This is a genomic window from Rickettsia australis str. Phillips (genome assembly GCF_000273745.1).
Classification (GTDB): Bacteria; Pseudomonadota; Alphaproteobacteria; order Rickettsiales; family Rickettsiaceae; genus Rickettsia; species Rickettsia australis.
Genome location: NZ_AKVZ01000013.1, coordinates 1 through 24254, shown reverse-complemented (window position 1 = coordinate 24254; position 24254 = coordinate 1). Strand labels below are relative to the sequence as shown.

The following is a 24254-nucleotide window of genomic DNA, read 5'->3' as shown; positions in this document are numbered from 1 at the left end:
TTTTGTAACAATATTTATTAAAAATTCTTAATTCTTTATTGACTTTTAACTAAAAAAGTATAACCTATTTTGTAATCTAATTATGTATAAAGGTTATGCTAGGCTACGAAAAAGAACAAAGAAGTTTAAATAAAGAACAAAAACAAGCTGTCGGATTACTTTCTATAGGTACATTTCTAGAGTATTTTGACCTTATGCTTTATGTGCATATGGCGGTGCTTTTAAATAATTTATTTTTTCCGGAATATGATTCCTTCACTTTTTCGCTGCTTACTGCCTTTTCTTTCTGTTCTACCTATTTGCTAAGACCTATAGGAGCGTTAATATTTGGGTATATAGGCGATCATTTTGGACGTAAGATTGTAGTTGTTTTAACTACCCTATTAATGGCTATTACGTGTGTGATTATAGGTAGTATGCCAACATATGCACAAATAGGTATAACAGCCTCTTGGATTCTTACTATATGTCGTATAATTCAAGGTATGTCAGCAACTGCAGAAGCACGAGGTGCAGAGCTGTACTTAACCGAAAATTCATCTCCTCCTATACAATATCCATTAGTGGCAATTATAACCGTATTTTCTGCCATAGGCACGACTGTAGCACTAGGTATTGCATCAATTTTTACTAATCAAAATATTTATCAACATGAACCAAGTTGGCGTATAGCCTTTTTTGTTGGTGCAACTATTGCTTTTGTAGGTACTATTGCGAGGACTAGTTTAAAAGAAGCAGATGCATTTTCAAATAAAAAAATAAATTAAAACTAAGACTTCAAGAAAATAATATTACGCTTGAAGAAATTGACAAAGATATTCTAGATCAACAAGTTCCAAACGCCACTTCTATTTGGTATTTCTTTATCCAGTGTGCTAGACCTCCGTGTTTTTATTTCGTGTATATATATTGTGCTGATATATTAAAAAGAGAATGCGGATTTACTCCCTATCAAATTATAAATCAAAATTTTTGGGTATCTATAATAGATTTACTCGGTATTATAGGTCTTGCATTTATTAGCTATAAAACCCATCCTTTAAAAATCCTAAAGGTAAAATTATATCTCTTTTTTACCTCCCTCATTTTTTTCCCTATAATGTTAAATTATCACCCTACTCCTTTATATATTTTTATTTTTCAATGTTTAGCTGCATTATTCGTATTTGATCATGTACCGGCAGCTCCTATATTTTATAAATATTTTCCGGTTTTTAAGAGATTTACATATACTAGTGTGCTAAGTGCAATAGCAAAATTATTGACTTATATTATAACCTCATTTGGTTTAGTTTATATTACCAATTATCTAGGATATTGGGGATTATTGTTAATTTTCATTCCGGTAGGTACAACTTTCTTCATGGGAGTAACTTATTTTGAAAAAATGGAAAAGAGTCGAAATTTATAATTTTATTAAAAGTAGAATTTATATTAAACTTTAAATTATTTTTATAACATTCAGCATATATAAGCTCTGAAACTGAAGGTATTTCAAGTATTTCACTTAACACTAAAAAGTTTTTTAATGTCTCTTTAATTATTTTATGAGCTTTTTCAGGCGATTTTGCTTCTAAAGTTTGTAAATTATGTATTCTATCAAAAAGTTTTATAAGAGCAGTATCGTATCTTTTTTGTTTAATTAATAAAATAAGACTTTTCGCACTACTTATTTTTCCACAAGGTTTGATTCTAGTTAGACCTTCTACATGCCTTGCTACTTCTTCATCAAAAATATTGCTAATCATTTCTTCAGTAAGTTCAGTATCTTCAATAGTGTCGTGAAGTAATGCAGCTTGTAGCATTCTAAAAGTAAAGAGTTTAGGCACTTCTTTTGCTACAAATTCTGCTACCATCATTGTTACTGCGATTGGATGAGAATAATAAGGATCACCTGATTGACGCATTTGCTCACCATGATATTTACGAGCATAATAAATACCTTTTTTAACTTCTCTAATATCAATAGGTTGTTTTACTTGGGTATTTAAAAATAAAAGTCTTTCGATTAATTTATCTGAATATTTACAGCTTTCAAAATTTTTTTCCCAATATTCTATATCTTTCATAAAAGCTCCCAATTCTATATCTATTATTTTATTGGTTTTTCTTATGATTACCTTTTATATTTTCTGTTTAAAATCCAATTATTATTTATTAAGATTCTCTATATTTAATAATTTTTCTATTTTTAATGCTAAAGAGTAATTATATATTAAAAATAGTTTTTTACAAAGGTTTATATTTCATCCTTAACTATCACCTATATTTTCTTATTACAACAATATTAATATCTTTATTTTCGTGATAAAAGACCTACATATTTAAGCATAGGCTACAATTTTAGCTGCTTTATATCAAGGTATAATAAATATTATAGGAGTTGGGGCTTTATCTATTTTTGCTGCTATTACCTATACCTATTTTAATTTACAGCTCAATAAAGTACTAAAAATCCTATTATTTATATCTATTTCAGTTTGTTTTACCGCTCTTGCTTTTCATAAAGTTCCGGGATTTTTTAACCTACTTGCTATTGATAAAATACAGTTATAGAAATTATCCATACCATTTTCTATGTATCTAAATTTTGATAAGATAATACCGGCTTTAATAATTTTTTCTGTCAGTGATTTATATATTTTAGAAAAACAAGCACTACAAATGCTATAAGATATACTTCTCTTACTCTATTACTATGTATAGTAATAATTATGGTTCTATCTTTAGAAAGCGGTTACGCGTTATTTGAGCCTAAAGTCCCAAGCATATTACCGATATTGGCAATTAATCGTTTGTATGGCTCTGAGGAAGTATTCTTTCGATGATTTTTACAAAGAACATTACAAAATCTTTTACCGAAACCGTAGATTTTAGCTGTTATTATAGCATCTTTAATATTTGGATCGTACAATTTTCAAGGCGGACTAATATATATATAGCGTTAAGCTCTATATGCGGGTTCTTCTACGGTTATGCATATTATAAAACAGGCAAAATATTATGCTCTATGATAGTCCACTTTGGTCTAAATCTATACCATTTATTGTTATTTACTTATCCTGCTCTTAAAACTTTGTGAAATAAATATAATGTTAATAGACAAAGCTATAGAGTGCTCTTATTTATAAATAGTAAACATAATAACTAAGTTTTATGAATAAAGACATTCCCACGGATTTATTACCTTCAGAATATGATTTAACAAGCTCTAGTAATACTACTTTGATCCTATTTTTAATGGGAGCAACCTTATTATTCTTGATATGATATTGCTGCTATTGTTGTTTTGATAACGAGCGAAAAGATATGTGGCTTGAATTCATCGGTGATCACCACGAACACAATGAATAATATTTTTCAATTTTATTACATGGCCCTTAATGTCATGCCCGCTTTTAGCTAGGAATGACATTAGACGAGCTATGCAATAAGACTACAATTTACTCGGATCAAAGCTAAAATTAATCTCTTTCCAATGGTTAAAGCGTGCAGGATCAAGATTTTCAATAGGGCTTGCTTGCCATACTGCTCTAATTGTATTATCTGCTAAAGCTTCACAAACGCTAGCCGTAATATCAGGACAGATTTTTTCTTTTACCTTTGCCTGCTCAACGTTACCTGCTTTATCTAGCGTAATGCTAATAATGACTTTTACCTTATTATTACCTCTAACCCCTGCTGGTACATTACTCCAATGTCTTTCAATCTGTCTTTTAATTAAAGATGTTTCACTGTCGGAAAGAGCTAGCCCATCCGTATAAACTCCTTTAGCTTCTTTTGCATTATAAGCTTTTTTCGATCTTTGATGCTTATTAGATTTTACATTATCCCCTTCCGAAGATTGCTCTAAATTCTTAAGTAGAGAGTCAAGCTCATCGGTTTTAGGCTCTTTTTTCTTTACCTCTTTTAGTTTCTCTTCCGGTTTGTTAACAACAACTTCCTCTTTTTTCTCTTCGGGTTTCTTCTTTGCTGCTGTTTGTTTTTTTTCCTCTTCTTTAGGCTTTTCTTCCTTTACTTCTTCTTTCTTCTCAAGTAACGCTTCTTTCGCTTCTTCAGGCTTTGGTGCTTCTATAGATTTTTTCTCTTCTATTTTTGGCTTTTCTTCTATTGTTTTAGCATCATGCTCTTTTGCTTTTTCTTCTTTAGGCAAGTCTTGCGGTTCTTCTGCTTTTGGCTTACTCTGCTTAGACTTTTTAGCGTCTTCGTTTTCTATCGGAGCTTCTTGTTGCTTTGTTTGGGTTATGATATTTGGTTTATCGCTAACAGATAAAATCTCAAAAGTTATAGTTTGCTCTTCCGATAATTTTTCAAAAAGCGATGGCATATCAAGTAGAAAAAAACATAAAAGAAGTAAATGCAGAACAACAGAGAAGCTAAGGAAAACCGTAAAATTATCCCTATTTTGATTACTTTTCATTATTTTTAATATTTGAAATAAGAGCTACACGTGCAAAGCCGGCAGCATGAATTTCGGCAACTATCTCTACTACCTGCCCATAAGAAACATTTCTATCGCCTCTTACAAAAATTCTAGCATCCTTTTTTTCTTTAGTGATATTTAAAAGCTTGTCGGTTAAATATGTTCTCTCTATAGGAGTTTCAAACAGGAAAATTGCACCTTTATTATTGATAGTAACGACTAGCGGTTCATCCTGTCCTGAAATCGGACTTGAATTTGTCTCAGGTAAATCCACATTTACGCCTGAAACAAGCATTGGAGAAGTGATCATGAAAATAATTAGCAGCACAAGCATTACGTCTACAAGCGGCGTAACATTAATTTCGCTAACGACCGCTCTTTTGCTTTTTCTATTACTGCCGGCAAGCTTTATAGCCATTACATCTGCTCCTGATCAATTGCCTTAGAAAGTATAGAATTTAGCTCGCTACTAAAATCTTCAATTTTATTGTTGATAAGAGTAATGCGGGAAATCAGATAATTATAAAAAATTACTGCCGGAATAGCAGCAAATAAACCTATAGCCGTTGCAAGTAGTGCTTCAGCAATCCCTGGGGCTACTACTGCAAGAGAAGTATTCTTAGAAGTGGCAATCGACTGAAAGCTGTGCATAATTCCCCACACAGTGCCGAATAAACCTACGAAAGGAGCACTTGATCCAACAGTTGCGAGGAAGCTTAAATTCTTCTCAAGCTTTTCGACTTCCCTATTTTGAGCTAGGTACATTGCACCAGTTATACGCTCTTTATGGTTGTTTCTTAATACATCGGAAAGCCCTTTAGTACTTAAACTCTTACACTCATCCATAGCCGAGACAAATATCAAAGCTAGCGGATTATTAACCGACCTTTTTATGCTTTCATATAATTGCTCTAATACTCCACCGGACCAAAATACATTTTCAAAATTCTTCATTCTTCGCTGCACTTGTGCTAGCTTAAATATTTTCTCTAAAATAATAGCCCATGACCAAATGGAAGTAATAAGCAGCATCAACATAACTGACTTACCGATAATGTCGGAAGCACTTATTAAAGCAAAAAGTGATAAATGATCTTGCGTAACAATTTCTAAGCTATCGCTAATATTAGTATCTGCACTCATTGAATGTATATTATTTAATTATTCTAAAATTAAATAATATATTCATATTTTACTTTTGTCATTAGGTTATGTGAAAAATTTTCGTTGTTGTTAGGGAGAGTGTTGATACCAAGGCGTCATTGCGAGCAGTCGTAGACTGCGCGTGGCAATCCAGAAAAATAATACAAAAAATTCTGTAAATCAGAATTTTTTACTGGATTGCTTCGTCAATTACGCTGTAATTTCCTCGCAATGACGTTAAAACCGATCCACACACACGGGAATGACATAAACGGACTAACAACGTTAGTCAAGCCACGGGATGACACATATTTTTTAAATCATTAATTTAATATCTCTTGGCTTATCTTAATTTTTTATATAAAGCGTTGCTCTTAAATTTAATTTAGAGTTGCATGTTAAATTAATTGAATATTTTAAAAACTTGAATCTATAGCTTTCGGTCCATGGCTTAATAAATACAAACAATTATTTACCTCAAAAGAATTGGCTACTAAGATGTTTGACATAATCATTGAAGCTAAGAACAATAACCAACATTCTAATGAAGAATTAGTAATATTATCTAATGACGTGCTTGAAAGAGAGATAGGAGAAAATATAAAGCAATCAGAAGTTACTGTTATCTTTTTTTCGAATCATAGAGAAAATTTATATGCTATATTTATGTGGCTAACTAACTTTCAGTTAGAGCAATATTCTAGGTTTATATTAAATCTTCTAAAAAGTTATAAGGATTATAAAGATTATTTTTTACAAGAAGAACAACAAAGCGGATATTCAAAAATCAAAGCTTTTAATGATGCTCAAGATAAGAAATGGCTAGCAAAAAATATTTCAATTTATCAAATCACAAACCATCAAATCATTACCTATTGTTTCAAGCAAATATTATAAAATTGCAAAAATATTTAGAATATCATTATGAATATAATACTGCAATTTATAAACCTAAATTTCTAGGTTCTGTGGATAGCGATTATAATTATTTTTGCGATAATATATTAATAAAATAATTATTTATTAAGAATATTAATATGTCGAAATCAGAAAATATACAAAAATCCGATAAAGCTCCTAAAATTATACGTGAAGATATTTTTTTAGACCTTATGGTCTCCCATCTTATTTTATTCGCTATATGGATGACGGCACGACCATATACAGTGAATCTGAATCACTTTATTCTAATTATAAAGTTAAAGTTATCGGTCATGATCCCAGATATTTTCATAAATATTGCGCTGGATTAGGATTTGAATAGACATTGCTTTATACGGTAGTTTAGCTCTTCAATGTCATTCCCGCCTACGCGGGAATGACATTAGGGCTATCTCAAGCAACCCCATATTTTAAATTAAAAAATCTATTGTCTTCTTAAACTCCTTTGTTATCATATTGTAGCAGTTCTTAAGCCCAACTAATACTAAATGATATTCATGAAAAATGCAGAGTATTCAATTACTTTTAAGCTTGATATTGCCAAGATTTATACCACCCCCAATATATTATCACCAACTAGTATAAGAAATTTTAGACAAATTACTCTTGGTCTTGATGTAGCAGCAATAGATAAAAACTTTTGATGTATACGACTTTCAATGTCGCTATAACAGTAATGACCTACATCTTTCAGTATTTAAATAGTGAAAAAGCTATAGTAAGTAGCAATCAAACTATAGCAATTAAGTATTCACTACTGAAACGATTATTATCTAAGTATCCATACGCAAGTTCCAAAGACCCAAATTATACGTTACCTCAAATAATACTCTAACATCCAATGAAAAAGCATAAGTTCTCAATACAGTTAGTACGACTTTAATAGCAGATAGCAAGACTAAATTAACTACTGAAAAATCCAAAAAGATTTTCCAAAATGTTGAAAATGCTCTACAAAATGATTCTTGTAATGAAAATACTTTAGAGAGTGGGGTAGTTACTGCCTTATTAAATAATAACCAAGAAAAAGTACAAGAATATGCAAGTACATTAAGTACAGAAAAACAAGAAGAAATTATTGCAAGCTATTCTCCTCATAATAAGCAAGTAGAAAATTTAGAGCAATTAACTTTTGAATATGATGCAAAAAATAGGCTATTCTAATACAAATTTTTGGGATATTCCTAAAGAAGGTACAATTAAAAAGTTGATAATCAAGAAGTAGCACAAGGCACTGCTATACTCCGAGGTAAATATAGAGAATTCGATTGTTACGGTACAATGTCTAAAAAACTCTATAATATTTTTGATAAAAGTAAAATTATACCTTTTATCTCTGCTTTAAAAAAAGGAATAATATATCCACAAACACGGAGTAAATGGAGTTAAACTTATTAAGAACAGTATCTTTGAAGTTAAAGATCATCGCGAGGATCGCTTATTCACAAGTAAATTATATTTTAATGAACAAGGATTATTATTAAATTTTGATGACCACGGTAATCATGAGGCAGTAAAAAAGCTTATTGATCATCATTTAGAGTTTTATAATGTGGAGTAACATTTATGTCATTCCCGCAAAAGCGGGAACCCAGTACTTTAAAGGTTATACACAATAAGTTTTTAAAATTAAAAGCTCGATTTATCTCGCTTTATGCTAGATTCTCACCGTTGCTGGAATGACATCAGCGTTCACGCAACAATGCCAGCTTACAATGACAATCCTAAAACTTAGGATAATTTAATAGCAGAACTTAAATAATCATTACCGTATTTCTCAAAATAGTCATCATATTTACCTTTAAAATCAACAATATTTTTCTTATGGAAAAGAGCAATAATTCTTGTTGCTATGGATTTTGCAAAATCACGATCGTGTGTTACTAATATTACCGTATCCTCAAAATCAATGAGAGATTTTTTTAAGAGCTTCGCGTGACTCTATATCAAGGTGATTTGTCGGTTCATCAAGAACCAAAGTATTACTTTTTTCTAGCATCATTTTAGCAAGTAATAACCTTGCACCCTACCAGCCGCTTAGACTTAAAACATGTTTATTTACTTCATCACTACGGAACAATACTTGTCCAAGCGTATTTCTAATAGTATTTTCCGTGTCCTTTCCAGATTGCTTTCTAAGCCAATCAATAATACTAATATTTTCATTAAGTAGCTCATGATGGTCTTGAACGAAATAAGATATTTGTGATTCGTACTCCCACTCATAACTACCTTGATCTGCTGCTATTTTATTCACTAAAATTTTTAATAAAGTAGATTTACCTATACCGTTTGCACCGATAATAATAATTTTTTCTCCTCTTGACACGTTAAAACTAACTTTATTTAATATTTGTTTATCCTCAAAACGTTTAGTTATTTGATCCATTCTTAATACTAATTTTCCTGAATTTCTTAGTTGTTTCAATCTAAATAGCGGACTAATTCTTGAAGATTTCTGTATATCCGGTAATTCTATTTTTGCTAGCTGCTTTTCTCGGGAAGCACTTTGCCTTGCTCTTGTCCCTGCTCTAAATTTATCAACCCAAGCCTGTATATTTTCTATTTTCTTTTCTAAGAAATTTCGCTCGCTTAACTTTTGAGCAGCTATTATCTGCTTTTCCTGAACAAAATTATCATAATTACCTACGTATAGTTTTATTTCTCCATAATCTATATCCAAAATATCTGTTGCAACATTATTTAAAAAAGCTAAATCATGTGAGATAAAAATTAATATTCCTTTAAAAGAGTTTTTTAAATAATTCTCAAGCCAATATATCGAAATAATATCAAGATGGTTTGTCGGTTCGTCGAGTAGTAAAATATCGGGATTATTAAATAAACTTTGTGCGAGTAATACACGAAGTTTATAACCTCCTGACAACGCAGAAAGCGGTTCATAATGATATTTTTCGGCTATGCCCAAGACCTACAAGCAAGCTAGCCGCAAAAATTTCAGCAGTATAACCATCATTGTTCAAGTTCACCAAGCTTATACCCATCTTCATCACTACATTCTTGCCGTTTTAATATCTCTTCTTTTTCCTGTAAAGCTTTCCATAACTCCTTATTTCCTGCTATTACCGTATCTATAATTTTAGTATTTTCATAAAGAAATTGATCTTGTTTTACACAACCTACTTTAGAGTTTTTAGATATATTAATATCACCGAAAGCTGGCTCTTCTTCCTTAGTTAAAACTTTGAAAAAAGTTGTTTTTACCTGCTCCGTTAGCACCTACTAAACCATATCGTTTATTATTTTTAATATACAAATTTACTTCAGTAAATAGTATTCTCGCACCATAACTCATGGCTAAATCGTTTATAATAATCATATTTTTAGATGTAGTGGTTAAATTCAGGAATAATTGAAAAGGTTTTAGAAAAGTTATAAATATTTAATATTTCTTCAATAACTCAAAAGCTTTTGCAAAATCTACTATATATTCTTCTTGTTTTTCTAAATCTTTAAGTTTGATGCTATTATTTGCTTGTTCTGCATCACCTATAAAAATAATAAATTTAGCATTTTCATTAAGAACACGCTGCATCCTTTTAGCTATTTTACCTAAGGGTTCTATAATAGTAGCAATATTTTGTGAACGCAATTTATCTACAATTTCTAAAGCGTAAGTAATATTATTTACGCCTATAGGTAATACAAATACCGGCTTTACTTCAGATATATTATATTCTCGCATTAAAGCAATACGCTCAATACCGGCAGCAAAACCGATAGCCGGCACATCATCATTATTACCCATGATTCGGCTAAGCCCGTCATATCGACCACCGGCAAGAATAGTAGATTGACTCCCAAGCTTTTTTGTAGTGAATTCAAAAGCAGTATGGCAGTAATAATCAAGCCCTCTAACCAAACGTGGATTTATGCTATATTTCACACCTAAAATGTCTAGATACTTTATTAACTCATCAAAATATTCTTTGGATTCATCAGTGTAATATTCAGATAAAATCGGAGCATCAGCAACTATTTTTTGATCAATTTCGCTTTTAGAATCAAGTATTCGCATTGGATTTTTAATCAGCCTTATTTTGCTTTCTTCCGATAATTGATCTTTAAAATCATTTAGATATTCTACCAGCTTTTGTTGATAAGCACTTCTTGATTCACTACATCCAAGAGAGTTAAGCTCCAAGAGAGTATCCTGCTCTATTGCGAGTGCTTTAAGTATGTCTATCGCTAACTTCAAAGTTTCAGCATCAGTAATAGCTCCTTTAGCTCCGATATATTCATAATTCAGTTGGTGAAATTGACGTTGACGCCCTGCTTGCGGTCTATCATAACGAAAAACAGGACCGGTAGAGAAAAGTTTAAGAGGTAGCTTGTGCTGCAAACTATTTGAGATGAAGCTTCTTATAATACCGGCCGTAAATTCAGGTCTAAGAGCTACAGATTCATTGCTTTTATCTAGAAAACTATAGATTTCTTTACTTATTACGTCAGAACTTTCACCCATCGAGCGGTTAAAAACCTTGGTATACTCGAGTATTGGAGTACTCATTTGCTTATATCCGTAGAATACTCCAACATCTCTTGCTTTGTTAATTATATAGTCGTGGACTTTATAATCATCCGGCAATAGATCTTTCATTCCTCGAAGTGGCTGCAGCTTTTCAGTCATTTGGTTAATTTTGTGGTTTTATTAATGTCATCTCGCATGTAGCGAAAAAACCGCTCGGTGTCATACCATGACTTAACCACGGTATCCAAAAAAATTAAAAAATACTGGATCCCACGGATCAAGTCGTGGGATGACACTGAAAAATACTAACTTTGTTCCTTCTTCATAAAAAACGATCTTATAGTATATAAAACAAATATCGTAATAAACCAATATATTAATGCACGACCTGCCATTAATAAATTAAATTCACCGTCATATATTTGAATAAATAGTAAATATGCACAAGCAATTAAAATAAACGGTACAATAATAAATACTAAAGGACATTTAAAAGGTCTTTGAGCATCAGGTAGCTTTACTCTAAATAATACTACTATTATTGTAACGGTTATATAATCAATTAATGCTCCCATTGAAGTGAATTGCGTTAATAATTCCGTAGAACAAAATCCTCCAAGGATAGCGGATAAAGAAGCAAATATTATAATCGTAATATACGGACTGTCATATTTTGGGTGCAACTTTGCAAAACTTTTCGGTAGTAAACCGTCACGTGCAATAGCATAAAAAATACGAGAAGTACCGTAAATATTCATCATCAACACCGTCATCATACCGCAAACCGCACCGGTTGCCACGATAGCAGAGCCAATCTTGCTATTATTGATAGTTAAAGCATAAGCAAGCGGTTGGTCGTTATTTAATTGGTCAAAAGGTGCAATACCGGTAACAAGCCCTGCCATTGTTACATAAACTATAGTAGTTAGAACAAGCGAGCCGATAATACCGATCATTATATCACGTTTTGGATTTTTACATTCCTCAGCTGCAGTTGCAATCGTTCCAAAGCCTGTAAAAGCTAAAAATAAAATAGATGCACCTACTAAAACATTACTAAAGCCGAAAGGCATAAAGTTACTCCAGTTAGTAGCATCGAAATGAGGAGCAGCAGCAATTATAAATACAAATATTGCAATCATTTTTATGAAAACTAAAATTGCATTTAGTCGCTTACTATCTTTAGTCCCTAAATATAAAATAAATCCAATAAATACCGAGATTAAAAATGCCGGTAAATTTATTATACCGCCGTTTGTCGGTACGGTAGTTAATTCTTTCGGTAAATTGATTCCGCCTGCTGCTAATATTCCTTGTACGTAGCCCGACCAGCCTGCAGCTACTATTCCTGCAGCAACGCCTAGCTCTAATATTATAACACTACCAATCATCCAAGCAAATACTTCGCCGAATGCTACATAGGAATAAGTATAGATACTTCCTGAAGTTGGAAGCATTGCAGCAAGCTCAGTATAAACAAGTGCTACAAAGATACAGGTAATACCTGCAATTGCATAAGATAACATTACCGCAGGTCCTGAATATTTAGCCGCAATTATACCAGTCACGACAAATACGCCAGTACCAATCATTGCACCAAGACCTAGTAATATTAAATCTAATGCTCCAAGCGTCTTACTAAGACCGCTTGAGCTACCTATCTCTTTTACTGATTCAAAACTTTTCTTCCTTAAAAAACTCATTAGTTTCTCCTGTTTTAGTGAGTGATCTATCATTCCCGCGTAGGCGGGAATGACATCAAATGCTTTTAAAGAGCCATACAACAAGGTATAATCTACCTTATATCTCTAGTAATCCATCCGCCGCCGAGTACTCTTTCACCAGCATAAATAACACATGCCTGCCCAGGGGCGACGGCTTTTTCTTCTGATAAAAATCTTATCTTCATTTTATCATCACCGAGTTTACTTATTTCGGCTAAACGAGGCGGTCTTGTTGAGCGGATTTTAACGGCTACTTCTAGCTTTTCGTTATCTTTAATCTCATCTGCAAGCCAATTCACATCTTTAATTATAAATTCCTGCACATGTAATGCAGCCTCAGGTCCTACATATACTATATTGTCCTTAGGATCAATCTTTACTACATATAAAGGCTCGTTATAAGCTATACCAAGCCCACGACGTTGCCCTATAGTGTAGTTAATTATACCGCTATGCTCTCCTAGCGCAAACCCGTTTATGTGAATAATCTTACCGCTTTCACTGCTATTTGGACGTATTTTATTTATTACGCTCTTATAATTTCCGTCAGGTACAAAACAAATATCTTGGCTGTCGGGCTTATCTGCTACCTCAAGCCCAAATTTACTAGCAAGCTTTCGTGTTTCATTCTTAGTAAACCCTCCTAGAGGGAAACTTAAATATTCCAATTGCTCTTTATTGGTCGTAAATAAAAAATAACTTTGATCTTTTACCGGATCAAGTCCTGTATGTAACTCCGCTCCGTTATCGCCGTTTACTTTTCGTACATAATGACCGGTAGCAAGCTGAGCTGCTCCAAGCTCTCTAGCCGTTTTAATTAGATCCCTGAACTTTATCGATTTATTACATTGCACGCATGGCAACGGTGTTTCGCCATGTAAATAGCTATCGACGAAATTATCTATTACCGACTCTTTAAATTTGCTCTCATAATCAAGTACGTAATGGGGAATACCTAGCTTATTTGCTACCATTTTAGCATCGTAAATATCCTGACCGGCACAACAGGCATTTTTTTTCCCTACTGCCATACCGTGATCATATAACTGCAAGGTGATACCTATAACATTATGTCCCTGCTCGTGCAGCATGGCGGCAACTGCCGAACTATCAACCCCGCCTGACATAGCAACAACTATAGTAGACTGCTTATCCCCTAAATTAATCATATCAACCTTAAACAAACAGCAAATTATACTAAATTTATAATTAAATTACAACACTATCTTTTAATATATTAAAATGCTATAATTGATATAATCGGCGTTGTCTCAAAAGGATTGCTTGGTAAGGTTGATTAACACTCCGATGTCATTCCCGCGCGGGAATGACATCGCACAGTTTTTTGGTTCATGCAGGCAATACCTCCTTACAATGACATAGACTAAAGAACTCAAAAATCATATGTTATTTAAAATATTATACAAAACGATTATTACATTAGCTCTAATTTATTTTCTACTTATTATCTTAGAATATGCACATCAAGGTTTTATTAATGACTTATCATTACAAAAAGTAGATTTATCTATTCAGAATTCTATAAAAGAACCTATTTATTTAGTTTCTTATGCCGACGGTCCGGAGTATGTTTATCGTAATCAAAATGTAACCACTCATTATGCAATTAATAAAGGTATAGATTTCATATTGAACTATAAGAAAAAGCATATACCTCAAGTGTTTATAGAGAAAAATCAAGAAATTTTTAATGAGCCTGCAGGAGCTGGTTTATGGCTATGGAAACCTTACATTATACTTGAAACAATGAAAAAAGCACCGGAAGGAGCTATTATAGTATATTTAGATTCAGCTTTTGTTATTAAAAAGCATATCAGTAGTTTAACAAATCTTTTAGGCGATAATGAGATATTACTAGTACATGATCGCGATCGTAAAAACGGTAGTTTTATTAAAGGTGAAACCTTTGCCTTAATGGATTGTCTAAACGAAGAATGTAGAAATGACGATCATATTTGGAGTGCCGTTATTGTTGTGCGTAATACCAAGCTTTCTCGTTCTTTTATTGAAAAATGGCTAAAAAATTGTGAAGATATTAGAATTCTTTCAGGCAAAGATTATAATATTCATCCTAATTATGATGAATATAAATGGCATCATTCCGACCAATCGGTACTTAGCCTTATATATCACAAAAATCCACAATCGGTTAAAGTAATAGAATATGAAGAAACAGCACCTTTCTTATCTTGGTTTCACCGTAAATATTCAAATAGCTCACCATTAAAGCCATGGTATAGCATATACGGTATAGATCCTATAATTAATTTTAATACTAACGGTAAAGTTTTACCTTCCACTACTCTTATAAACACTCCGCCGATTGTTAGGCTACGTAAGTGGGTTATAGAACATCAATGATGGGCTTTGTCTGCATGGTTCTTGAAAAACACTCCGTTGTCATACTGTGGTCAAGCGAACTAGGTAACAGCTATACTTTAAGTAAATGAAGAGTTGGTATACGCAGCTCAATTTGGCAAAGAGCAAAGAGTCTGTAAGCCGAAGGACCGCAGCGTATTACTTAGAGGACCGGAGGACTTACAAGACGACGTAGCCAATTTTCAAATTCAGCGAGTATATAGCGCTCTTACTTTAAAGAAGCTATAAGATAAAGTAAGTACTTTAATGTCTTGCATTTCAGGATCAAGTTCAAAAGCCTTATCTATATAAAATGTAACCGGCATTAAGACTTTTTCGCCGGCTTTTAATAATTGTTCTTCAAAACAAAAACAATGAATTTTTACGAAATATTTTCCTGCTTTATTTGGAGTAACATTATATACGGAAGTGCCTATTATATCGTTATTACTTAGATTCTCCGTTTCATAGAACACTAGAGTATTCTGCCCCGGAACAATTTGCACTCTTTGCTGCCTTGGAATAAACCGCCAAGGTAAATCTTTATCAACATTAGCATCAAACTCGATAATTATAGGTTTAGTGCCTTTTACCTTAGAATATACACTCACCGTTTCTTTTGCAGTAGTACCGCCATATCCTGTAACTTTACAAAATAAATTATAGATAGGTACGGAAGCAAAACTTAGTAACACCATACTAATTATTAATCCCAGCAAGGAAAAAGCTAGATTTTTATTGGATTTTTTAGACATTATGTGCTTTTATTTAAAAATACTCTAGAAAAAGTTTATTTTAGATCATATATGTGTTAGTATAAAGAAAAATAGTAAGGTTGGTATGACTAATAATATTAATGCATTAGCAATCTCTAGTGAGTCAGGGTTTTATAACTACTTACAGAAAATCAATAAAATTCCTTCACTTACGCAAGAAGAAGAATTTTTATTAGCGAAATCCTATTTAGAAGAGAATGATTTACAAGCTGCACATAAATTAGTCACAAGTCATCTTAAGCTTGTTGCAAAAATTGCAAGCGGCTATAGGACTTACGGTCTTCCTATTACCGAATTGGTTTCAGAAGGTAATATAGGTTTAATGCAGGCAGTAAAAAAATTCAATCCCGAACTTGGTTTCCGCCTGTCAACATATGCGATGTGGTGGATTAAAGCAGCCATACAAGAATATATATTAAAATCTTGGTCATTAGTAAAGATGGGAACAACGGCTGCACAAAAAAAATTATTTTTTAGTCTTAATAAAGTTAAGCATAAAATTACTAATTTATACTCAAGGGCTATTACTACCGATGATTTTGCAAAAATAGCAGATGAATTAGGCGTTTCGGTTAATGAAGTTTCCGAGATGAATACTAGAATTTCAGGTCCTGATTTATCGTTAAATAACTCTATAAATAGTGATGATGCAGAATCAGGAGAACTGATAGAACTATTACCAGAAACACGCCCTACTCCTGAAGCTATGGTTATTAATAAGCAAAATTTTACCAGTAAAAGGGAGTTACTATCGAGTGCTATGAAGATTTTAAACGATAGGGAACTTCGTATTTTAACAGAGCGTAAATTAACTGATACTCCTAAAACTCTAGATATTTTAAGCAATGAGTATAATATTTCTAAGGAACGTATTAGACAAATAGAAAATACAGCTTTTGAAAAAATCAAGAAGTTTATTTTAAACCATAGTAGAGAAGTAGCTTAAGCCTTATTGGATTGTCATCCAGTGTCTTGACCTGCGCATTGGCTGCATGGATCCAAGAACCCACTCTATGTCATTACCGCTTCCGCGGGAATGACATAAAATGATCCACGTAATAATACTTTCACAGGAATGACATCAATTCAGCACTCCTGACCATTCAGGATCAGAAGCATCCGCCGGTGTTATAATTTCTCTTTCATTATGACCTGTTAGATCAATTGCAAAAATTTTGTTTTTTCCCGGAGCTTTAGCGCTCGACGGCCAACCTTTAGCAAACATAATAACTCGTCCGTTAGGTGACCAACAAGGGCTTTCGACTAAATATCCGCTTGTTATTATCCTTTCACTATTCTCATCATCTTGGGGACATGCTTTCATAATTCCAATATTAAAAGTTTTTCCTTCAGCTCCTCTAATAATCTTAGTAAATGCTATATAGTCTCCTCTAGGCGACCAGCTAGGAGTAGTGTAAGAACCTCCACCGAAACTAATACGCTGAACGTCACTTCCGTCCGAATTCATGATATATAATTGAGGCACACCGTTTCTATCAGAGTTATATACAATTTTTTTACCGTCCGGTGAATAGCTAGGAGAGGTATTAATACCGAATCCGTCAGTTAATTTATGAAGCCGTTTAGTAGCAAGGTCAATTTCGTAAATATGAGTTGAGCCGTTTTTAGCTATTGACATTACGGCTTTTTTACCGTCCGGTGAGAATCTAGGAGCAAAAGATATACCAGAAAAGTCACCTACTATGCTTTCTTTACCTGTTTTTAAATCCTTTTCATAAACAAGAGCTCTTCTTTTAGTTGCGTATGAAACATAAAAAATCTTATCCGCTGAACGAGCAAATCTTGGGGTTAATACTAGTGACTTTCCATTGGTAAGGTATTTATTATTAGCACCGTCATAATCCATCAAAGCAATTCTTTTTATTTTTGGTAAAGAAGTGCTTTCTGATACATACACTATTTTGGTATCAAAATAACCAGTATCACCAGTAATTTTTTCATAAATTTTATCAGCAATTTTATGCGCTGCTCTTCGCCATAAATTTTCCGGTACTTCAAGAATTTCGCCGGCAAGTTGTTTTTCAAGCAATGTATCCCATAATATAAAGCTAATTTTAAGCTTACCGCTTTCTAGTTTTTTAACTTCACCGTTTACTAAAAGGCTAGCATTAATTTGACGCCATGCAGCAAAAAGCGGCTTATATTCTATTCCTGTTTTCTCTTCTATAAAAGATGCAGAGGAAATAGGACGGAATAACCCCGAAAACCTTAAATCATTAGAGATAACTTTAACCACATCATTACCCAGTATGTCATCAGCAGAACTATCGGCATTAAATTTATTAACTGCTATAGGCGTAGGATCAGCTCGCGCATGCTCAATATTTATTGTTTCAAGTGCATAACCTTTAAAGCTAAATAATAGTAATAGTATAAAATATATAATATTTCTCACTCAAAATACTCCTTGTTATCAAATTCCGTTATGGTTGTTGTATATCATTCCTGCGGAAGCAGTAATCCAAATTTTTTGTTGTCATCCCGTGAATAAATCATGGGATGACACAAAGGAAAGAACTGGATTCCCGCCTACGCGCGAATGACATAGAACTAACCAAAAATCTTCATTAATTCTTCCCACTCTCTTTTAGTCATACCACTACTCTCATGGGTAACTTTTGCACCGTTTATCATTCTTTTAATTACGCCTAAACCTTTACGTGAAATATTTGCTCCCTGCAAACGATATTCCTCAAAAGCTTCGTAAGTAAAAGGAACCCAAGCTTTGACTATCTCAAGCATTTTTTCGGCATAAACTCTAATTTCATATTGTGCGTGAGGGTCGGCACGCAATCTTAAGAAATGAAGCAAATTATGTAAATTAATTTTCCAATACCATTCCGTATAATAATTTAAAGTTAAATTCATACGAGCAAGCTCTCTTGCTATTCCTATGGTATTCTCATCTATAATATTACCATCTTCATCGGCATTCATCAGCTCCTTATAATGCACGTAGCACTGTCTAGCATCTTCCTCTAAGATTGCAATGACCTTTTCGGCCACTTCTTTCGGTAAGCTATCCCCTTCCCTACATTGTTTATTTACGGCAGATTGGGAAGCAATATTTGCCGGTTCTGGTAAATAAAATTCGTTGCCTAAAATAGAGTACCTTGCCGAATATTCATTAACACTAGCTGTTCTATGCCTAATCCATTGTCTTGCAATAAATATCGGTAATTTAATATGGAACTTGATATCACACATCTCAAAAGGAGTGGTATGATAATGACGAAGCAAATAGTTTATCAGCCCTTTATCTTGGTTCAACTGCTTCGTACCCTTACCGTAAGAAACACGAGCCGCTTGTACTATAGCACTATCATCCCCCATATAGTCGATCACTCTAATAAAGCCGTGATCTAACACTTTTATAGGCTCGTATAAGATTTCTTCAAGTGCCGGAACTGTTACTCTTTTTGTGGTGTTGTGCATTCTATCCTCTGTATTCTTTAATTATCATAATAATGATTCCATATTTTTAATACTTTTATTCTTTTATTTTTTTCATCAACTTCATAAAATAATCTATGTTGTATATTAATTCTTCATAAATACATCCCTGAATGTACTCCTAAAGCTTTTTATATGGAGGTCGAGTTTGAAAAGGATTTTGAGCTATTAAATCTAAAAACTATAAGCAAATCTCTTTATGATTTGATTTTATAATTTTCTTAAAATCTTTTTTCGCATCATGCGTATAATATAATGTATACACTATCACTAATCTAATTTTGTACTACACTCAGAGTAAGGAGTATTTTTACCTTTAAGTAAAGACGCACTTAATTTTTTATTTAACGATACTAGTAAAGTTTCTTGTATATCTTCCCAATCTTCTTCAGAAATTAATATAGCATTATTTCTTTTGCCTTTTATTAAAGTTGGTTAATGATATAGCGTAACTTCATCAATTAGCTTATTTATATATTTAGATTCTTCATTTGTGACTAAATGATTTACATTTTACCTTTTTATTTTAATTGATAAACTCTAAGACAAATAACTATATAAATTGTTACCGTTTCTTTTTAGCCATAATTTTGCCAGTTGGTATTCAGGATATATATCCTCAACTAGTTCCCAAAAATTTGCACTATGATTCATTTCTTTTAAATGTGCCATTTCATGAGCTACTAAATATTTCAGTACTGCAAAGGGAGCAAAAACTACTCGCCAATTAAAAGCAAGATTCCCTTTGCTACAACAGCTTCCCCAGCGAGTAACATTTTCCATTATTCTAATATTGGAATAAGTTAAATTATGTTTTTTAGATATATTCTCTACTATTATTTTTATTTCTGCTAATAATGTCTTTTTAAGAAATACTTCTATACTAAGTTTTTTTAGTACTGTACTACAATATACTTCTAACGTAGAATCATTTAGTTTTATCTGATTTTTAGACGAATCAATATGTATTATTTCATAAGATTTGCCCAAAATAGAAATCTTATCTTCATCCTTTGGTATCACAGTTACATTACAACCTAATTTCTGCCTAACCCAATATTCTTTACTTAACAGAAAATTATGACCTTTCTCTAACTTTGCCTTAAGAGGCAATACAAGCTCTGCACCTTTAGGCGTAATTCGTATGGCTATATTTTTAGCTTTACCACTCCTTCTTACTATAACATTTTGAGGTTCACCGTATTTAGTAAGAATAATAAAATCTTCCATTTAAAATTCTATATATTTACTCGGATCAACCGCTATTTTGTTTTTACGCATCGCAAAATATAACTTATGTTCTACATGTCCGATAACACTATTTTTAGTAATTTTATCACCTTTTTTAAGTAACAAATCATCTAAACTCGCATATGCTACTTCTAAATCGTCTTTATCTAACTTAACTATTACTAAATTACCGAATTGTTTATTAAAACCTGAATATATTACCGTTCCTGCTGCTATCGATTTAACGTCGCTATATTCTTTAACGGCAATATCTATCCCTTTACTTTTACCGGCTTTAAACTCCGTAATAATTACCCCGTTTAACGGTTTTACAAAGTTTGACTGCTCTATCGCTTCTTCATATTCATTCCGAGATATAGGAATCTCAATATCATCATTATCATCTTCTATAATTTTTGCCTTTGGTTCTTCAAGTCTACCGCTAACTTTTTCTGATACGGAATCGTCTTCCATAGTTCTTTGAACTATCAACCCCTCATCATGTTCTAATGCGGTAGAATTATTATTTGCAGTCACATCTCCTACTTTATACTCAATTGGAGCAGGCGGCTGTTCAACACAAGCAACTAAACAAAAACATATAACGATACTCAGTACAAGAGGATATTTCATATATTGAACAAAACTATTATTTACATTAGAAAACAAATCTTACATAGTATATAATTTTTATCATTATTTTCCATCAAAAAATTAACTATGAAAACTTATAATATTGTCATAGCTAGTGATCACTCAGGTTATGAGCTTAAGTCTGAAATTATCAATTATTTAGAGCAGAAATCTTTAAAGGTTTATGACTGCGGAACGAATAATACGCAAACCGTCGATTATCCTGATTATGCTAAGAAAGTAGTAGATATTATTATTGAAAAATCAGCTCCTATCGGTATTTTAATTAGCGATACAGGAATTGGTATGTCTATAGCCGCTAATCGTAGCTCGAAAATAAGAGCAGCTTTGTGCCATAATATGTTAACCGCTGAAAACGCTAAAGCTCATAATGACGCTAATATCTTAATACTCGGAGCAAAAACCATAGATCACAAAATAGTGTTTGATATTATAGATAAGTTTTTAACCACTAAATTTGAAGGCGGTAGGCATAACGTTAGATTGTTAAAAATAAAATAAAAATTATATTGACTTTACTCACATTATCTAACTATGTTTTACATAGTACTCATGTAAAAATAGTGAAATAAATCTACAAGATTTTCGTATACATAAAAGACTAAATCTTAATCCTTCAGTAATTGAAGAAATTTATACAAAAATTTCTGAAATTGAAGAAGTAAAAAATAGTTGGTCTATTACAGAACAAATCTTACCTCAAACACTAGGTCGTCTTACACGTTCAGTAATTATCACTTCAACCGGCTCCTCCAATCGTATTGAAGGTCATCAACTTACTGATTAGCAAGTCGAAAGTCTATATAAAAATCTAAGTGTTAAAAAATTTAAGACCATGGTGAGCAAGAAATAGTTGGATATTTAAAGTGTCTTGAATTTATCTTTAATAATTATGCAGAAATTAGTATTACGGAAGCATTGATATTAAAATTACATAATTATATGTTGGTTCATAGTGAAAAAGACGCAAGACATAAAGGAAATTATAAATTTGGATCAAATCATGTAGAAGCAAAAGATCATAATGGCAATGTAGTCGGTACAATATTTGATTCAATTCCACCTTATTTAGTAAAAAACGAAATACAGGAGTTAATAGATTGGTACAATTGGACGGTTGATATTAAAACTAAGCACCCTTTAATCATTATTGCTAATTTTATTTTTGAGTATTTAGCAATTCACTCATTTCAGGACAGAAATGGTAGAACAAGTAGATTACTAACTAATTTATTGCTTTTAAAGCATAGTTATTTATTTCTCATGAACACATTATTGAAGCAAATAAAATTGATTATTACATGGCACTTAATAAAACTCAAGCTACATGGAAGACAAAATCAGAAAATATTACCACTTGGTTGATTTTTTAAATGTGGTTAAATCACAAAGTACTAGGGCATTACAAATAATTAAAAATGATAATATAGAGTATTTGTTATCTGCAAAATAACTAATGATCTGGAATTGGATTAATACAAAATATATTAACGAATTTAGTTGTAAAGACGCTGTAAATGCACTTGGTTTTCCTGCACGAACTGTTGCGTCTATAATAAAAAATTATCTAATTTAAAACGTTTAGAGCGTCTTGGACAAGGAAAAGCTACACGTTATCAGCTTATTAATATTGATGATATTAAGAGGCTATTCTAGTAAACAAATTCTAACCGATAATGTAGTTCTTTGCAGCTAGGTTCTGCGTACGATTTCTCAATAGCCTCTAAGAGCAAATAGTGGACACAAGCCTCAACATTGTTAATTCGCTTACAGCTTTATCAAAAGTAACAATATAATTACAATCTTTAAATATATTCAGCTTACCTATTAATATATCAGAAAAATCTGTTTTATAATTTTCATATTCTAAAACAGATAACCATAAGACTTGTTGATTCTCAAAACAAAATTCAACTGTACTAAATATTGCCTTTAATACCGAAATTATTTGCCCTTTTGAATATTTATAGCCTTTTTCTAGTACCCACACTAATTCACATATAACTATATTATTTATAAATATTGAATTTTCTTGACCGCAATATCTTGCTATTAATTCTATAGCTTTGATATTTTGGACTTTATCGTCCCCGATTAAGTAACGAATGAGAGTATTTGTATCAATTCTTATCATAAGAACCTTTAATAATTTCATTCATTTCATCTATAGTTAGAGTATTTTTAGGTTTTGATAAAATATGTGTTCAACTGATTTATTTATAGGTATTACCATAAAAGCATTATCTTGCACTATAGCTCTAACTTACTTTCGGTAAATAAATTTAATTTCTCTCTAATATAACTTGGAATTGCCATTTGCCCTCTATTAGTGAGAAATACAAGTTGTGCTTTCATAATGATCTAATTGTAAATATTTTCAGTATAAATTAATAATAACAGAAATAATTTAATAATGCAGCATTATAATTAAATTTCCTATAAAAATATATATTTAACTTGATGAAACATTATTATATATTCGATAAACCATAATATGAATAATACTGCTTAATATGAATCTTCAAGAATTTAAACAAAAATATAATTACGATGTTGCAACGAAAATGATGCAACAATATCTAGATATTAAATTTGCTCATTTAGATTGTTTACTACTATTTAGAATGGGTGATTTTTATGAGATGTTCTATGATGATGCAATCTTAGCCAGCAATGTTTTAGGTATTGCCTTAACAAAAAGAGGTAAAAACGGTGAAGCAGAAATTGCGATGTGCGGAGTACCTTATCATGCTCTTGAGCATTACTTAACTAAACTAATCGAAGAAAATTATAAAGTTGCTATTTGTGACCAGCTTGAAACCCCTGAAGAGGCAAAAAATAGAGGCGGCTATAAAGCGGTAGTTACTAGAGACGTTACACGTATTATAACTCCAGGAACTATAATTGAAGAAAATTTAATTGCTTCAGCCGAACCTAATTATTTAGCAAGTCTCGTAATACCGAAAAATAAAGAAACGGCTAGCCTCTGTTATGTTGATCTTTCTACTTCCGAAATT

At 32.1% G+C, this 24254-nt stretch carries 23 protein-coding genes and 2 pseudogenes; 9 read left to right on the top strand and 16 right to left on the bottom strand.

Translation table 11 applies throughout. The features are described 5' to 3' along the window. The first annotated feature begins 95 nt into the window (after positions 1-95). Positions 96-1411: pseudogene (locus A452_RS07940) on the top strand (MFS transporter). Here the strand turns inward: A452_RS07940 and A452_RS0101850 are convergent. Further along, a complete protein-coding gene (locus A452_RS0101850) occupies positions 1362-2069 on the bottom strand; it encodes an HD domain-containing protein (protein ID WP_014412939.1) in 708 nt (235 codons plus the stop codon). The pseudogene A452_RS07940 and the gene A452_RS0101850 overlap by 50 nt on opposite strands. Positions 2070-2824: 755 nt before the next feature. On the opposite strand from A452_RS0101850, the gene A452_RS09410 reads away from it, so the two are divergent. Continuing rightward, a complete protein-coding gene (locus A452_RS09410; RefSeq protein ID WP_231289965.1) occupies positions 2825-3082 on the top strand; it encodes a CPBP family intramembrane glutamic endopeptidase in 258 nt (85 codons plus the stop codon). Between the two features lie 354 nt (positions 3083-3436). Here the strand turns inward: A452_RS09410 and A452_RS0101845 are convergent, their stop codons facing one another. From A452_RS0101845 to tolQ, 3 genes are read right to left on the bottom strand one after another with little or no spacing between them, the layout of a single operon-like run. Next, positions 3437-4420: a periplasmic protein TonB, links inner and outer membranes gene (locus A452_RS0101845; protein WP_014412941.1), complete on the bottom strand. Its 984-nt coding sequence runs from the start codon at positions 4418-4420 to the stop codon at positions 3437-3439. Then, a complete protein-coding gene (gene tolR / locus A452_RS0101840) occupies positions 4410-4841 on the bottom strand; it encodes a protein TolR (protein ID WP_014412942.1) in 432 nt (143 codons plus the stop codon). The genes A452_RS0101845 and tolR overlap by 11 nt, the downstream gene beginning before the upstream one ends. Beyond that, complete coding sequence (gene tolQ / locus A452_RS0101835) at positions 4841-5566, bottom strand: protein TolQ (RefSeq protein ID WP_014412943.1); 726 nt, start codon at positions 5564-5566, stop codon at positions 4841-4843. Before tolQ ends, tolR begins: the two co-directional genes overlap by 1 nt. Positions 5567-6064: 498 nt before the next feature. Between tolQ and A452_RS11770 the strand changes: the two genes are divergently transcribed. Further along, positions 6065-6463 (top strand): hypothetical protein, encoded by a 399-nt coding sequence (locus A452_RS11770; protein WP_017208490.1) that lies wholly within the window; start codon positions 6065-6067, stop codon positions 6461-6463. Positions 6464-7005: 542 nt separating this feature from the next. Next, positions 7006-7152, top strand: coding sequence for a hypothetical protein (locus tag A452_RS11045; RefSeq protein WP_017208489.1), 147 nt, complete (start codon positions 7006-7008; stop codon positions 7150-7152). A 1382-nt stretch (positions 7153-8534) separates the two neighbouring features. Here A452_RS11045 and A452_RS11765 read toward each other — a convergent pair. From A452_RS11765 to mnmA, 5 genes and pseudogenes are all read right to left on the bottom strand, one after another. Next, on the bottom strand, positions 8535-9437 hold the full coding sequence (locus tag A452_RS11765; protein ID WP_017208487.1) for an ABC-F family ATP-binding cassette domain-containing protein: 903 nt from the start codon (positions 9435-9437) through the stop codon (positions 8535-8537). Positions 9438-9574: 137 nt separating this feature from the next. Next, positions 9575-9848: pseudogene (locus tag A452_RS12720) on the bottom strand (ATP-binding cassette domain-containing protein); the annotation flags it as partial. A 63-nt stretch (positions 9849-9911) separates the two neighbouring features. Then, complete coding sequence (gene hisS, locus A452_RS0101800; RefSeq protein ID WP_014412946.1) at positions 9912-11159, bottom strand: histidine--tRNA ligase; 1248 nt, start codon at positions 11157-11159, stop codon at positions 9912-9914. A 146-nt stretch (positions 11160-11305) separates the two neighbouring features. After that, positions 11306-12703 (bottom strand): amino acid permease, encoded by a 1398-nt coding sequence (locus A452_RS0101795; protein ID WP_014412947.1) that lies wholly within the window; start codon positions 12701-12703, stop codon positions 11306-11308. 92 nt (positions 12704-12795) lie between these two features. Then, positions 12796-13893, bottom strand: a complete 1098-nt coding sequence (gene mnmA, locus A452_RS0101790) for a tRNA 2-thiouridine(34) synthase MnmA (RefSeq protein WP_014412948.1) — start codon at positions 13891-13893, stop codon at positions 12796-12798. A 235-nt stretch (positions 13894-14128) separates the two neighbouring features. On the opposite strand from mnmA, the gene A452_RS0101785 reads away from it, so the two are divergent. Further along, the gene (locus A452_RS0101785; RefSeq protein ID WP_014412949.1) at positions 14129-15106 is read left to right on the top strand and encodes a glycosyltransferase family protein; all 978 of its coding nucleotides are present in this window, start codon (positions 14129-14131) and stop codon (positions 15104-15106) included. 206 nt (positions 15107-15312) lie between these two features. Here A452_RS0101785 and A452_RS0101780 read toward each other — a convergent pair whose 3' ends face one another. After that, complete coding sequence (locus A452_RS0101780; RefSeq protein WP_014412950.1) at positions 15313-15858, bottom strand: cytochrome c oxidase assembly protein; 546 nt, start codon at positions 15856-15858, stop codon at positions 15313-15315. Positions 15859-15943: 85 nt separating this feature from the next. Between A452_RS0101780 and rpoH the strand changes: the two genes are divergently transcribed. Further along, positions 15944-16825, top strand: coding sequence for an RNA polymerase sigma factor RpoH (gene rpoH / locus A452_RS0101775; protein ID WP_014412951.1), 882 nt, complete (start codon positions 15944-15946; stop codon positions 16823-16825). Between the two features lie 135 nt (positions 16826-16960). Here rpoH and tolB read toward each other — a convergent pair whose 3' ends face one another. The 4 genes from tolB to A452_RS0101755 all read right to left on the bottom strand — a co-directional run bounded on the left by tolB (position 16961) and on the right by A452_RS0101755 (position 21252). After that, complete coding sequence (gene tolB / locus A452_RS0101770) at positions 16961-18295, bottom strand: Tol-Pal system beta propeller repeat protein TolB (RefSeq protein ID WP_014412952.1); 1335 nt, start codon at positions 18293-18295, stop codon at positions 16961-16963. A gap of 155 nt (positions 18296-18450) precedes the next feature. Beyond that, positions 18451-19335 (bottom strand): FAD-dependent thymidylate synthase, encoded by an 885-nt coding sequence (gene thyX / locus A452_RS0101765; protein WP_014412953.1) that lies wholly within the window; start codon positions 19333-19335, stop codon positions 18451-18453. A 558-nt stretch (positions 19336-19893) separates the two neighbouring features. After that, complete coding sequence (locus A452_RS0101760; protein WP_014412954.1) at positions 19894-20583, bottom strand: M48 family metallopeptidase; 690 nt, start codon at positions 20581-20583, stop codon at positions 19894-19896. Beyond that, positions 20584-21252 carry a murein hydrolase activator EnvC family protein gene (locus A452_RS0101755; protein ID WP_014412955.1) on the bottom strand — a complete coding sequence of 223 codons (669 nt, stop codon included), beginning with the start codon at positions 21250-21252 and terminating at the stop codon, positions 20584-20586. A gap of 51 nt (positions 21253-21303) precedes the next feature. Here A452_RS0101755 and rpiB point away from each other — a divergent pair, with 51 nt between their 5' ends. Beyond that, positions 21304-21738, top strand: coding sequence for a ribose 5-phosphate isomerase B (gene rpiB, locus A452_RS0101750; RefSeq protein WP_014412956.1), 435 nt, complete (start codon positions 21304-21306; stop codon positions 21736-21738). Between the two features lie 417 nt (positions 21739-22155). After that, entirely contained in the window at positions 22156-22602 is a 447-nt protein-coding gene (locus A452_RS11755) for a Fic family protein (protein WP_231289968.1), read from the top strand. A 358-nt stretch (positions 22603-22960) separates the two neighbouring features. Here A452_RS11755 and A452_RS0101735 read toward each other — a convergent pair whose 3' ends face one another. Together A452_RS0101735 and A452_RS11750 are read right to left on the bottom strand one after the other, a co-directional pair. Beyond that, complete coding sequence (locus A452_RS0101735; protein WP_014412958.1) at positions 22961-23371, bottom strand: PIN domain-containing protein; 411 nt, start codon at positions 23369-23371, stop codon at positions 22961-22963. Positions 23372-23487: 116 nt separating this feature from the next. Next, positions 23488-23592: an AbrB/MazE/SpoVT family DNA-binding domain-containing protein gene (locus tag A452_RS11750; RefSeq protein WP_014412959.1), complete on the bottom strand. Its 105-nt coding sequence runs from the start codon at positions 23590-23592 to the stop codon at positions 23488-23490. A gap of 158 nt (positions 23593-23750) precedes the next feature. On the opposite strand from A452_RS11750, the gene A452_RS08970 reads away from it, so the two are divergent. Beyond that, positions 23751-24254: MutS N-terminal domain-containing protein (locus A452_RS08970; RefSeq protein WP_458692630.1), on the top strand; the 504-nt coding region annotated here is incomplete at its 3' end.

Coding starts and splice junctions, on each gene's coding strand:
- A452_RS09410 (WP_231289965.1), top strand. CDS start 2,825: ATGATTTTTACAAAGAACATTACAAAATCTTTTACCGAAACCGTAGAT.
- A452_RS0101760 (WP_014412954.1), bottom strand. CDS start 20,583: ATGGAAGATTTTATTATTCTTACTAAATACGGTGAACCTCAAAATGTT.
- A452_RS0101780 (WP_014412950.1), bottom strand. CDS start 15,858: ATGTCTAAAAAATCCAATAAAAATCTAGCTTTTTCCTTGCTGGGATTA.
- tolR (WP_014412942.1), bottom strand. CDS start 4,841: ATGGCTATAAAGCTTGCCGGCAGTAATAGAAAAAGCAAAAGAGCGGTC.
- rpiB (WP_014412956.1), top strand. CDS start 21,304: ATGAAAACTTATAATATTGTCATAGCTAGTGATCACTCAGGTTATGAG.
- A452_RS11750 (WP_014412959.1), bottom strand. CDS start 23,592: ATGAAAGCACAACTTGTATTTCTCACTAATAGAGGGCAAATGGCAATT.
- A452_RS11770 (WP_017208490.1), top strand. CDS start 6,065: ATGTTTGACATAATCATTGAAGCTAAGAACAATAACCAACATTCTAAT.
- A452_RS0101850 (WP_014412939.1), bottom strand. CDS start 2,069: ATGAAAGATATAGAATATTGGGAAAAAAATTTTGAAAGCTGTAAATAT.
- hisS (WP_014412946.1), bottom strand. CDS start 11,159: ATGACTGAAAAGCTGCAGCCACTTCGAGGAATGAAAGATCTATTGCCG.
- tolQ (WP_014412943.1), bottom strand. CDS start 5,566: ATGAGTGCAGATACTAATATTAGCGATAGCTTAGAAATTGTTACGCAA.
- A452_RS11045 (WP_017208489.1), top strand. CDS start 7,006: ATGAAAAATGCAGAGTATTCAATTACTTTTAAGCTTGATATTGCCAAG.
- A452_RS0101795 (WP_014412947.1), bottom strand. CDS start 12,703: ATGAGTTTTTTAAGGAAGAAAAGTTTTGAATCAGTAAAAGAGATAGGT.
- mnmA (WP_014412948.1), bottom strand. CDS start 13,893: ATGATTAATTTAGGGGATAAGCAGTCTACTATAGTTGTTGCTATGTCA.
- A452_RS0101735 (WP_014412958.1), bottom strand. CDS start 23,371: ATGATAAGAATTGATACAAATACTCTCATTCGTTACTTAATCGGGGAC.
- A452_RS0101845 (WP_014412941.1), bottom strand. CDS start 4,420: ATGAAAAGTAATCAAAATAGGGATAATTTTACGGTTTTCCTTAGCTTC.
- rpoH (WP_014412951.1), top strand. CDS start 15,944: ATGACTAATAATATTAATGCATTAGCAATCTCTAGTGAGTCAGGGTTT.
- A452_RS0101785 (WP_014412949.1), top strand. CDS start 14,129: ATGTTATTTAAAATATTATACAAAACGATTATTACATTAGCTCTAATT.
- thyX (WP_014412953.1), bottom strand. CDS start 19,335: ATGCACAACACCACAAAAAGAGTAACAGTTCCGGCACTTGAAGAAATC.